General features: G+C 64.1%; 11 protein-coding genes and 1 tRNA gene. 7 read left to right on the forward strand and 5 right to left on the reverse strand.

The features are described from left to right. Positions 1-9: 9 nt before the first annotated feature. On the forward strand, positions 10-1,602 hold the full coding sequence (gene pruA / locus VNK82_07740) for an L-glutamate gamma-semialdehyde dehydrogenase (GenBank protein ID HXE90837.1): 1,593 nt from the start codon (positions 10-12) through the stop codon (positions 1,600-1,602). Positions 1,603-1,731: 129 nt separating this feature from the next. On the opposite strand, the gene VNK82_07745 is transcribed toward pruA, so the two are convergent. After that, complete coding sequence (locus VNK82_07745; GenBank protein ID HXE90838.1) at positions 1,732-2,370, reverse strand: abortive infection family protein; 639 nt, start codon at positions 2,368-2,370, stop codon at positions 1,732-1,734. Positions 2,371-2,669: 299 nt separating this feature from the next. Here VNK82_07745 and VNK82_07750 point away from each other — a divergent pair, with 299 nt between their 5' ends. After that, the gene (locus tag VNK82_07750) at positions 2,670-3,464 is read left to right on the forward strand and encodes a hypothetical protein (protein ID HXE90839.1); all 795 of its coding nucleotides are present in this window, start codon (positions 2,670-2,672) and stop codon (positions 3,462-3,464) included. 27 nt (positions 3,465-3,491) lie between these two features. On the opposite strand, the gene VNK82_07755 is transcribed toward VNK82_07750, so the two are convergent. Both VNK82_07755 and VNK82_07760 read right to left on the reverse strand, forming a co-directional pair. Further along, entirely contained in the window at positions 3,492-4,139 is a 648-nt protein-coding gene (locus VNK82_07755) for a response regulator transcription factor (GenBank protein HXE90840.1), read from the reverse strand. 2 nt (positions 4,140-4,141) lie between these two features. Next, the gene (locus tag VNK82_07760; GenBank protein ID HXE90841.1) at positions 4,142-4,483 is read right to left on the reverse strand and encodes a PilZ domain-containing protein; all 342 of its coding nucleotides are present in this window, start codon (positions 4,481-4,483) and stop codon (positions 4,142-4,144) included. 284 nt (positions 4,484-4,767) lie between these two features. Here VNK82_07760 and VNK82_07765 point away from each other — a divergent pair, with 284 nt between their 5' ends. Beyond that, positions 4,768-6,393, forward strand: a complete 1,626-nt coding sequence (locus tag VNK82_07765) for a DUF4331 domain-containing protein (GenBank protein ID HXE90842.1) — start codon at positions 4,768-4,770, stop codon at positions 6,391-6,393. A 67-nt stretch (positions 6,394-6,460) separates the two neighbouring features. After that, positions 6,461-7,696 carry a tetratricopeptide repeat protein gene (locus VNK82_07770; protein ID HXE90843.1) on the forward strand — a complete coding sequence of 412 codons (1,236 nt, stop codon included), beginning with the start codon at positions 6,461-6,463 and terminating at the stop codon, positions 7,694-7,696. A 41-nt stretch (positions 7,697-7,737) separates the two neighbouring features. Here VNK82_07770 and VNK82_07775 read toward each other — a convergent pair whose 3' ends face one another. Continuing rightward, complete coding sequence (locus VNK82_07775; GenBank protein HXE90844.1) at positions 7,738-8,298, reverse strand: LemA family protein; 561 nt, start codon at positions 8,296-8,298, stop codon at positions 7,738-7,740. A gap of 101 nt (positions 8,299-8,399) precedes the next feature. On the opposite strand from VNK82_07775, the gene VNK82_07780 reads away from it, so the two are divergent. Further along, complete coding sequence (locus tag VNK82_07780; protein HXE90845.1) at positions 8,400-9,602, forward strand: mechanosensitive ion channel family protein; 1,203 nt, start codon at positions 8,400-8,402, stop codon at positions 9,600-9,602. On the opposite strand, the gene VNK82_07785 is transcribed toward VNK82_07780, so the two are convergent. Then, a complete protein-coding gene (locus VNK82_07785; protein HXE90846.1) occupies positions 9,599-11,251 on the reverse strand; it encodes a hypothetical protein in 1,653 nt (550 codons plus the stop codon). The two genes, VNK82_07780 and VNK82_07785, sit on opposite strands and share 4 nt — an antisense overlap. A gap of 105 nt (positions 11,252-11,356) precedes the next feature. On the opposite strand from VNK82_07785, the gene VNK82_07790 reads away from it, so the two are divergent. Further along, a complete protein-coding gene (locus tag VNK82_07790) occupies positions 11,357-11,800 on the forward strand; it encodes an ATP-binding protein (GenBank protein HXE90847.1) in 444 nt (147 codons plus the stop codon). A 70-nt stretch (positions 11,801-11,870) separates the two neighbouring features. Continuing rightward, positions 11,871-11,957, forward strand: a tRNA-Leu gene (locus VNK82_07795). The last annotated feature ends 61 nt before the right edge of the window (positions 11,958-12,018 follow it).

Here is a 12,018-nt window from a genome sequence, read left to right on the forward strand (position 1 = left end):
AGGTGTCTGATGGCCGTCGCAATCGCCCGTCCTTCGCTCCGCGTGCCGGAGGGACCATTCCGCAACGAACCGCCGATCGACTTCACCAAGGATGAAAAAGCCTTACGCGCGATGCACGCCGGCGTCGAGAAAGTGCGCGCCGAACTGGGCCGCGAGTATGACCTGGTGATCGGCGGGCAGCGCATCCGCACTAAGGACAAGATCACTTCCATCAATCCGGCCCGGCCTTCGCAGGTCGTGGGCATTCACCAGAAGGCGGGCCGCGAGCATGCCGCCCCCGCGGTGGAAGCGGCGCTCGCGGCGTTCGAGCGCTGGAGCCGGACGCCGGTGGAACAGCGCGCCTCCATCGTGCTGCGCGCCGGCGACATCCTGCGCGCGCGCAAGTTCGAATACATGGCCTGGCTGGTGTTCGAAGTGGGCAAGAACTTTGCCGAAGCCGACGGCGACGTGGGCGAGACCATCGACTTCTGCGAGTACTACAGCCGCGAGGCGCTGCGCCTCTCCGAGATCGTGATGCCGGTGCAGCTCCCGGGCGAGCGCGACGTGCTGCGCTACATCCCGTTGGGCGTCGGGGCGGTGATTCCGCCCTGGAACTTCCCTTCGGCCATCATGGCGGGGATGACGCTGGCCTCGATCGTCAGCGGCAACACGGTGGTGCTCAAGCCTTCGAGCGATTCGCCCACCATCGCGGCGAAGTTCCACGAGATCCTGCTGGAGGCCGGGCTGCCGGACGGCGTGGTGAACTTCTGCCCCGGCTCGGGCGCCAGCTTCGGCAACGCTCTGGTGGAGCATCCCAAGACGCGCTACATCGCCTTCACCGGCTCGAAGGAAGTGGGGTTGGACATTCATCAGCGCGCCGCAACACCGCGGCCCGGGCAGATATGGATCAAGCGCACCATCCTGGAAATGGGCGGGAAAGACGCCATCATCGTGGACGCCGACGCCAACCTCGACGCCGCGGTCGAAGGCGTAGCGGTTTCCGCGTTCGGCTTCTCGGGGCAGAAGTGCTCGGCGTGCTCACGGGCCATTGTGGATGAGCGCATCTATGACGTCTTCCTCGAGCGCCTGAAGGAACGCGTCGAAAAGATTCAGGTCGGCGACCCCACCGAGAACAAGGCCATGGGCCCGGTGGTGAACGAAGCGGCGATGAAGTCCATCCAGGAGTACATCGAGATCGGCAAGAAGGAAGGGCGGCTGATCACCGGCGGCGGCCGCGCCGCCGAGGCCGGCGAAGGGTTCTACCTGCAGCCCACCGTGATTGCCGACGTCGCACCGACGGCGCGCCTGGCGCAGGAAGAAGTGTTCGGGCCGGTGCTGGCGGTGATCAAGGCGAAGGATTTCGACGATGCGCTGGCCATCGCCAATAACACGGAGTTCGGCCTGACGGGCGCTGTCTACACCACGTCGAAAGAGAAGATCGAGCGCGCCAAGAACGAATTCCACGTCGGCAACCTGTACATCAACCGCAAGTGCACAGGGGCCATCTGCGGCGTGCATCCCTTCGGCGGCTTCAATATGTCCGGCACCGATTCCAAGTCCGGCGGCCCCGACTACCTGTACCTGTTCACGCAGGGGAAGTCGATCGGGGAAAAGCTGACGTAGCCTAGAACGCGGCAGGGAAGAACGCGCGGCGAAGGCCCGCGTTTCTTACACCCCCAGCGCGCGGCACCTCCGCACGTACCGCGCGTTCAGCATCCTTTTTCTTTGGCGAGTCGAGGAACACGCCTGCGGTCATCTTAGCTTGCTATTCAGATAGTGGAGCAGTGTTCTCACGGCGTGGGCCGTCAACAGTGCCTCTGGTTCGTCCAGCAACTCTTCATTCGGGTGAGCCATGCTCTTCCGGTTTCGCACTGGATTTAGGGCGTCAACAATCCGCGCTAGTCCACGTAGCATCCGCTGGGCTTCCACACCCGGTGGGTGTTTCTGCAGTTTAGGGTGTTGATGTCGAATCAGCCCAAAGAGCGCGGTGACATCCGCCTCATCAGAGTATTGGATATCCTCCTGGTTACAGACTGCTCTAAGATACCCATGCAATGCTGTATGTATCCGATCTACGCCGCTTACCGCCCCTCCCTTCGAATGTAGTAGCGCTTCAAAATCGCTCAAGGCACGCTCGACAACCGCTGAAGTGACCTCTAACTGGGGCGTGGGTACACCTTGAACGCCCTCCATGAGCACGTCCACCGCAATGAAGCGGATTGGATTGTTAATCTGCTCCATGGCATGAGCAATTCTCTTGTAACGCGATTTGGCGATCTCTGTGTCAGCTTCCAACTCGAGCTCAAGGTACTTGTCAACTGTCGTCGTGGCGTAGAGCAATTCGAACGCATCACCGAAGCTATTCGTTCCCTCCCACAATTCGAAGGGCATGTCCTCCAAAATCTGTGCGCAATCTGTGTCGAAATTCAATTGAAGGTACCGCAGAGCATTGCGCTTAAGGAGTCCCCAGATGGTTGGGTCGTGCTGCTCAAGAGCTGTACTTCTGCCGAGCCACCGCCGGAGTATAAGAGCAACATCGTCCTTTCGAGTCTAGCACTGCAATGCTACAGTTACTCGCGACGACCAGCGGCCTAGTGTGGGCGTCGAGTGGAAGCCGACCCCGCCCTAGAGTGCGCACTGCACTCATTGCAGTGACTAGCATCCGCGGTCCTTACAGAAGGTTTCGGCCCATGGATTTAGCTGCCATCGTAGTATCAGGCATTGGTGCGGGGCTAGCGGCTGCCCTAGCCTTGCTTGTCGTCCGTAGACCGGATCAGAACAAGTGGCTCTTCAGCGCAATCGTGTTTCTAGGGATGTTTGGTTTTCGAGGCCTTGTGATGCCGCACGTGCGAGCGTGGCAGATCGATCGGGAGACACAGAAAGCGCTGCAAGGCCTTCGGTTCTACCGGGCTCTAAAAGAGAGCGATCCCGAGACATACGCACGGATTCAGCGCAAAGTGCGCGATGGCTTAGCCCTAGGTGAAAGCCCGGACATCGTAGCCAGTCGGGTGAGCCCAATTGTCAGCGAAGTTTTGCCAAAGTACTTGGTTCGGACCTCCAATGGAGCTGCAGTGAGATTCCTAGAGGCAACAAATCGCGCGATTAGCGAGGTAGACGAAGGCTCGTGCTTTGCCCTCCTGTTGCCGAAGAAGGCGGGCGGTAACCAGCGAGCGCTACAAGCGGTGAAGACCGAAACCCAAGCGGAATTGCTTGATGCCATGGCTGAAGTAATCGAGACAGCCATACAGTCGCCTCAACCGCCGCCGGACCAGGTACGCGGCGAGAAGTTGATGGGCCAAGTGCTCGAGCGGCTTCCGACGGAAGCTGCAAGCGACTTCCAGGTGTGGAACCAGAGTGAGTTTAGTGCCGCCGATCAGCGGACAGTATGCAGGACAGGCAGGCTTCTGTTGAGTCAGATCTTGCTGCTTCCAAGGGATGATGGCGGCATGCTAACTCGGCATCTCATTGGTGCCGAATCACAATAAGAAGTAAGACACCTAGCTTGGCCGGTCCTATTGTTTGTCTTCGGCAATCGCTGCGGCGGCTTCAGCCAGGATGCGGTGGTGGATAGTGAACAGGGCCAGCTCCAGGCGGTCGGAGACGCCCACTTTGTCATAGACGTTGCGCAGGTAGTTTTTGATCACCTGCTCGGTGGTGCCCAGGCGGCTGGCGATCTCCTTGTTCTTGAAGCCCTGCACGATGAGCGCGACCACGTGCAGTTCGCGCGGGGTCAGGCGGTCGCGGACGCGGGCTCCCACCATATCATTCTCGGCGGCGATGGCGGCGGCCTTGGTGTCCTGCACCCAGGTGCCGCCCTTGGCCACGGTGCGCACGCATTGCGAGAGCGACTCGCCGGTGATGCTGCGGTAAACGACGCCGTGCACGCCCTGCGCCAGGAAGGGCTTGGTCTCTTCGCCATTCTCGATCACCAGGATGATGCGGGTGCGCGTACGGCCGGTGTCTCTGACCAGCGCCGCCAGGTCGCTGGCGAACTCCGAGGCGCAGACCAGTACCTGCGGGCGGAAGCGCTCCAGCGCCATCTGCATCTGCTCGGCGGTCTGGGCCTGGGCGACGATGCGCAGGTCGTCCTCGACCGCCAGCACCTTGGCGGCCCCGGTGCGGAAGATAGCCTGGTTGTCGGCGAGGATGACTTTCAGCATGGTTACTTCCGCCGGATGAACCTGTATTGATCGATGACGCAGGCCAGTCCGGACTTTGCTTTTCCTTTCTTCTTTCCTTTGCTGCGGCGGGAACCGGCCTCAGAGCGCACCACGCGCCCGCGGCACAGCAACTCCACATCGCGAGCCACTCCGATGACCTTGCCGGGCAGCTTGATTTCGAACTCGATGCGCGAGCCCACGCGCAACGGCGCGCCGCCCTGGATGGAAACGCCGGCGGCGCTCAGGTCCTTGGTGAGCGCGCGGTGCCGCCGCGACGACTTCACGTCGCGGATGGTGATGGGCAGCTTGATGGGGAAGCGCTTGCCGGTGCGCGATTCTGCCAATCGAGCCTCCTGCGCGGCATCGCTGCAAAGCAGCGAGGAAAGACCGCGAGCCAACGCTTATACCACGAAGCCCGTGGGGGAGCATAGAGACGCGGCGGGTACGCGCGGCTCTATCTCCGCGGCTAAATCCCCTCGATTTTTCCGAATCCATTCGGCACGGCGAAGCCGTGCCCTGGTAGGAACCAAATCCGAATGCCGCCGCAAAGCGTACAGGGAATGAAGGCGGAGAGCGCGCCGGAGGTTCCGGTGGCTCCGGCGCCTTCCATCTTCTTGTGAGGATTCCCATGACGAAACCGGCAGTTCGCTCTTTCACCGCCTTGCTTCTGGCGGTGCTCCTGATGGTTCCGCAGGGACTCCTGGCAGCCAACCACCGCGAGGCGCCGATCACCGCGATCGACCGCCTGGCAGACATCACGGATTTCTACGCGTTCGTGAGCTACGACAATCCGGACAAGGTGACGTTTATCCTGGACGTGGACCCGCTGCTGGAGCCCTCCAACGGCCCCAACTACTTCCCATTCGATCCCAACATCACCTACGCCATCCGCGTAGACAACAACCATGACGGCATCGAGGACATCGTCTTCGAGTTCCGCTTCCAGACCGAGTACCGGCTCCCCGGCGTGTTCACGGCGCATGTAGGCGCGGGCGACGGCATTCCCGCCGGGCCCAGCTCGCCGCCGCCGGTAGCTCCCGGCTCGCCGCTGATTCCCCCGGCGGTGACGGCGCTCGACGGCTGCGAACCCGGTAACTGCTCCACCGGCCTGGGCCTGCGCCAGACCTACACCGTCACCATGGTGCGGAACAACCTGCGCACCGTGTTGAACGGCGGGCAGAAGCTGATCGCGGTGCCATCGAACGTCGGCCCGCGCACCATGCCCAACTGGGCCGATCTGTACCAGGAGGGTATCTACACCCTGGGCAACGGCATCAAAGTATGGGCGGGCACGGCCGATGATCCCTTCTGGATCGATCTGGGCGCGTTCTTCGACTCGGCAAACTTCCGCGCCTCCGGCTTCATCCTGCCGGGCGTGCTGACCGACGCGCAGGAAGCCGACGACCGGAACAACTTCGCCGCCGATGACGTTTCCGGCTTCAACGTGAACGCCATCGCCATCGAAGTGCCCATCACCATGCTGACCAGCGACGGCCAGAAGCACCCGGCCAGCGATCCGCGGGCCACCATCGGCTCCTGGGGCACGACGTCCCGCCCGCAGGTCACCGTCCTGCAGAAGCCCCTTAAAGGCCGCGTCAGGAGCACGGTTACTTCCACTTCGCTGCGCCAGGTGCAGCGCATGGGCAACGCGCTGTTCAACGAGCTGATCATCGGCACCGGCTCCAAGGACCGCTTCAGCATGGATCAGCCGAAGAACGACGCGCAGTTCGCGGCCTTCGCCCTCGATCCGCTGCTGGCGCGAGTGATCAACGCCGTGTATCCGGCGGCCTTCGGGGTGGATGTGCCCATCCCGGCGCCTCCGCGCGCGGACCTGCTGCCCCTGGTGCAATACTCGAATCACGGAGCGCTGGTGGCGGCAGTAGGCGGGTTCGCCAATCCCAACCTGCCGGCCGGCCCGGTGGCCGACATTTTGCGCCTGAACACCGGCGTGCCTCCCACCCCGCAGAACCAGATCAAGCGCATGGGCCTGCTGGCGGGCGACGCGGCCGGGTATCCCAACGGACGCCGTCTGGAAGATGACGTCACGGATATCTCCGCGCGCGCAGTTGCCGGCATCCTGGTGTTCGGCCTCAACACGTTCCCGTACAACCGCATCGGGGACGGCGTGAATGCCAACGACACCAGCTACCAGCCCAGCTTCCCGTACCTGGGATACGCGTGGGACGGCCGCAACAGCCGCCACGTCGACCCCGGCGAAGATGGCTGCAACGGTGGCGCCTGCACGGTGAACTAGCCCAGCTTCGTGGCTGTGCCGGAAGGACATCCGGTGCAGCCGCGAACTCTTTTTGGTGAGGATAGAGATGACACGGCTCTTCGCTCTGGTGATACTCGGCCTGCTGGCTTCCACTGCCGCAGCGGCGCAGCCAGCCCCCGCCCTCGAGGCGCGCACGCCTGCGGAACTGCGCATTGCGGCTGCGGAACGCGCCCTGGCCGCGAAACCCACGAACTACGAGGCCTACAACGACCTGGCCCTGGGGCTGGCGCGGCGCGCGCGCGAAACTTCCGACACGACGTTCTACGTCAAAGCTGAGGCGGCGCTGGGCAAGTCGCTGGAGCTGCAGCCGGACAACTTCGAGGCGCTGAAGCTTCAGGTCTGGCTGCTGCTCGGGCGGCATGAGTTCGCGCAGGCGCTGGAGAAGGCGAAGGCGCTGAACCGGCGCGCGCCGGACGACGTGCAGGTCTACGGCTTCCTGGCGGACGCCAGCGCCGAGCTGGGCAGGTACCAGGAAGCCATTGACGCTGCGCAATGGATGCTGAACCTGCGTCCGGGGAACGTCCCCGGCCTGACCCGCGCCGCCTACCTGCGCGAGCTGACCGGCGACATCGAGGGCGCGCTTGAGCTGATGGAGATGGCGCTACAGAGCACGCCGCCGAATGAGACGGAAGACCTGGCGTGGCTCCACACGCAGATGGCACATCTCGAACTCATGCGCGGAGACGCGGGCGCCGCCGAAGCCCGCCTCAACGAGGCCCTGAGCTTCTTCCCCGATTACCACTACGCGCTGGCAGGGCTGGCGCGCGTGCGCGCAGCCCAGGGAAAGCATGCCGAGGCAGCCGAGTTGCTGCGCCGCCGGTATGAAGCCGCGCCGCACGCGGAAAATCTCTACGACCTGGCCGAAGCGCTCGAGCGCGCGGGGCGTCTCGCCGAAGCCCGCCGCATGTTCGCCGAGTTCGAGACCAAGGCCCTGCAGGAAAGCGAGAAATGGGACAACGCCAACCGCGAGCTCATCTTCTATTACGCCGACCATGCGCGGAAGCCGGCCGAGGCGTTGCGGGTAGCCAGGCTCGAATCTTCGCGGCGGCAGGACGTCCACACGCTCGATGCCTGCGCCTGGGCGCTCCATCGCAATGGCCGGCATCGGGAGGCACGCCGCCAGATCGAGGAAGCGCTCAAGGTGGGCATCCGCGACTTGCGCATCTTCCAGCATGCCGCGAGCATCGCAAGCGCGGCCGGGGATCGATCTGCGGCGGTGAGGTATCGTCGGGAGGCAATGGAGCTGAGTCCGAACCGGGAGCTCGCCAGGGCCGGGCACTAGAGGTCCCGGTACGGTCCGCGTTCATCCACGCGAATCCGCGGTCAGCCCTGGAATCTGACCTCCGCGGGCTGGCGTTCGGCGGTGGTCGCGACTTCGAAAAAGGCCCGTGTCGGGAAGCTGAACACGGCGGCCACCAGGTTGGTGGGGAAGCTCTGCACCGCGGTATTCAGGTCGCGGACCACGGCGTTGTAGTAGCGGCGCGCGTTCTGCAGGGCGTCCTCCACTTCACTGAGCGTGTTCTGCAGCGACAGGAAGTTCTCTGAGGCGCGCAGTTGCGGGTAGCCTTCGGCGACCGCGAACAGTCCGCGCAAGGCGGCGGTGAGCTGGCCCTCGGCCACCGCGCGCTGTGCCGGCCCCGTGGCCTCCATGGCTTGCGCGCGCATGCGGGTGACGTTTTCGAAGGTGGCCGACTCGTGCGTCGCATATCCCTTCACCACCGAAACCAGGTTGGGAATCAGGTCGTGGCGGCGCTTGAGCTGCACGTCGATATCGGCCCAGGCGGAATCGGTGCGCACGCTGAGCTTGACCAGCCGGTTGTACACGGCCGCCACCATCACCAGCAGCACCACCACCGACATGCCGAACACGACCAGCAGCGTCATCGCGCCTCCCGCCACGGCGGGCGGAAAGTATCACAGCGAAGCAGGGTGCGCAATGCCGCGCGCCTCCGGCCGCAGCCCGGAATCGTGGTAAAACCTAAGAGATGCTCCCGCTCTCCTATCGCGAGCTGCTTCCAGCGCTCATCTCGCTCGGCGGCCTGTTGCTGCTGCTTTGGCTGCTGCTGTGGCTGGCCGTGCGCGGCGTGCGGCGCTGGGCCCAGGCCATGGGCAGGGAAGACCTGGCCAACCGGGAAGCGATCGGGCAGTGGGAGAAACAGCTCAACAAGGTACTGCGAAGGACCATCGCGGCCGTCGCCATGGTGGCTACGGCCATGCTCCTGCTGCGGGGATTCGGCCTGCACGGCCTGAAACGCCTGGGCTGGGAAGAGGTGGAGGGCTGGGCGACCGGTCCTGGGCTGCGCATCCTGATGATCGCGGTCGGCGCCTACGCGTTGAACCGCGTGTTGCGCCTTTCGATCGAACACTTGTCCAGCCTCATGGTTCCGGCGGAGGGAACACGAATCGCGATCGTGGAGCGGGAGAAGCGGGCGCAAACCCTGAGCCGTACCTTGGGCAAACTGGTTACGGCGCTGTTGTTCGGCATTGCTGGCCTCATGATGCTGCGTGAACTGCGCGTAGACATCATGCCCATCCTCACCGGCGCGGGCATCGTGGGTCTGGCTGTGGGCTTCGGAGCGCAGCACCTGGTGCGCGATGTCATTTCCGGGTTCTTCATCATCCTGGAAAACCAGATCCGCGTCGGCGACATTGTGAACATCAACGGCAAGGGCGGGCTGGTGGAAGCCATCCGCCTGCGCACCACCGTGATCCGCAGCTTCGACGGCACCGTGCACATCTTTCCCAACGGCGCCATCACCGAGGTCTCCAACCTTACCAAGGACTATTCCTTCGCCGTGCTCGACCTGGGCGTGGCCTACAAGGAGAACGTGGACCGCGTGATGGAGGTGTTGCGGGAGATTGGCAACCAGTTGGAAACCGACGCAGAGTGGCGGGAGAAGATCCTCGAGCCGCTGGAGATCGCCGGCGTGGATCGCTTCGCCGATTCCGCCGTGATCATCAAGATGCGCATCAAGACGCTGCCGCAGGAGCAGTTCAACGTGGGCCGCGAGCTGCGCCGGCGCATCAAGAACCGCTTCGACGCGCTGGGCATCGAGATCCCGTATCCGCACGTCTCAGTCTATTTCGGTGAAGCCAGCCGCCCTTTCGCCGTGGATATGGCGGACCGCATGCGCGCCTTCGAGCCGCAGGAACGTCCAGCGAGCAAGAGTGCAGAGCGCACCGACTAGAAGCGCGACGCCGTCAGCACGACATCCGCCCGCTTCCACGCCTGCTGGAAGCGCTTTTCAGCCTCGGCGGCCTCCGCAGCCTTGCCTTGCGCCTTCAAGCTCTGCATCAGGCCGAAGAGCGACCAGCCGTTCTCGCGGTGGATGCGCAAGTCTTGGCGGTAGACCGCTTCCGCCTCAGCGGCACGGCCAGCTTCAAGCAACGCTGCGCCCAGCCAGTGACGCGCCGGATAAGGCCAGTCGGCGGGTTCGTTGTAGGTGAGGGCGTCTTCGCCGGCCACCGCCTTTTTCAGGTGGTCGATAGCGGCATCCCACTTGCCCTGGCGCGCGGCAATCTCACCGGCCAGCGAGTGGCTGGCGATGTCGGCGACTTGAACCGCCTTGTTGTTGCCGACGGCGAAGTTCTTCAGCTCCGCCTTGGCGGAAAGGGCGTTGAGCTGCGCCAGCTCCTTTTCCGCTTCCGGCAACTGCTTCTTACCGGCATGAGCCATGCCGCGCGCGTAGTGCCAGATGGCCTCAAGGAACGGCGTCTTGCCGGGAAGCGGTTCCTTCAGGATGTCGTCCCACAGGCCGAAGCGCACCATGGTGAAAAGCGGCGTGACGGCGATACTCTGCGCGAACGAAGGCGCCGTGCTCATGTCCTCCGGCAGCGTAGTGGCCCCCTTGCGCGCCGAGGAGAGTGCCCGCCGGCTGCGTCCCTCGAATAGCGTCGCGTAGTTCAAGAAGTGGATGTTGTGCGGGTAGTAGCCGACGAAATACAGGCCCTTTTCTCCGCTGCGCGCGAAATAGGCTTCATCGGCCAGCGTGCCCCATTCGTTGGCCGTGGCGGCGTCCTGGTAGCGACCCACGCGGATCCATATGTGGCCGGGCATGTGCACCAGGTGGCCGGCCTCCGGCGCCAGCAGCGCGAGCCGCTCAGCACTGGGTACGGCGCGGTCCGGATCTTTCGCCTCCAGGATGTGGATGTGGTAGTGGTTGGCGCCAGCATGGTCGAGGTGCCTGGCAAGCACACTCTCGAGCACGCGAATCGCGTCCTCCGTTCCGGGGTGCGGCTGCCCATCCTTGGACCAGTAGTTCCAGGGCATGGCCTCCATAAGCGCGGCGGCGTAGAGGACCAATGCGTCGGCATCATCGGGATAGCGCGCCGCCACCTTGGCCATGACTTCCGCGTACTTCTTGTTGAGTTCGGCCTGGTCGGCGTCCTTGTCCGCGGAAAAACGCACCGCCAGCGCTTCGATATAGGCGCGCTCCGCTTCCGTGGCACCGGCGGTCAGCGCCCGCGCCTTCTCGAGGGCTTGATGGGCGGCCAGATTGCGCTCCCTGTCCCCGGGGTCGTTGATGTTCGGGCCCAGGGCCAGCGCCTCGCCCCAGAAAGCCATGGCCAGCTTGGGGTCGTGCTTCTGCGCCTCGCGGAAGCTGCGAATGGCTTCGGCATGGTTGAAGGCATAGACCAGGTTCAGTCCCTGGTCGAAGTACCGCTGCGCCGTCGCCGACTGCGTGCTCACTCGGTGATGCCAGTCGCCCACCGCGTCGAACAGCAGCGCGGGCTGGTCGGTGCGTTTGGGATTCTCCACCGGGTGCTGGTGCTGGGCCAGGGCCGAGACAGCCAGCCAGCACAGCAGTGCAATCGCAAAAGCACGCAAAAGAGACATCGCTCACCTCGGGGATTGTCGTGCGACGTTGAAGAAAAAAATTCTAGCATCGCAGGCGGCGGGGAGCGAACAGCCGCCGCAGGATTCGCTAGAATCTGATCCGGGATGACCGAGCCGATGCCCACGTGCGAGTTCGATGCCGGCAAGTTGCTGGTGCGCCTGAATGTGACCTTCTCGGCGGAGATGAGCGCCATCGACGGCGTCACCGAGGGCGTGATGGCCGTGGCGCGGGAGATGGAATGCGCCAAGGGCAAGGAATTCGAGGTGGAGACTGCCCTGCGTGAAGCACTGGCCAACGCCATCGTGCACGGCGCCGGCGGCGATCCCGCAAAGCAGATCCAGTGCTGCGTCGCCTGCGACGAAGCCCGCGGCATGCTCCTCGTGGTGCGCGACCCGGGCGAAGGCTTCGACCCGGCCTCCATCCCCAGCCCCGTCGTCGGCCAGAACGTCTACCGCAGCCACGGCCGCGGCATCTACCTCATCAACCAGCTCATGGACAAAGTCGAATTCGCCGCCAACGGGACCGAGATCCGCATGGTCAAACGCTGAGCCTGGCGCAAGGATCCGGCGCCTTCAGGCAATCGCTCCCCGCCCCCGTGCTAACCTGTAAAGGAACTGCGCCGGGATGGCGGAACTGGCAGACGCAGCGGACTCAAAATCCGCCGGGCTTCGGCCCTTGGGGGTTCGATTCCCCCTCCCGGCACCAGGAGCAGTTAGAGGCGGTGGCAGAGGCAGTGGCCAGCCGTCGGTGGTCCGTGGTCAGGGTC

The organism is Terriglobales bacterium, from assembly GCA_035573675.1.
GTDB lineage: Bacteria > Acidobacteriota > Terriglobia > Terriglobales > Acidobacteriaceae > DATMAB01.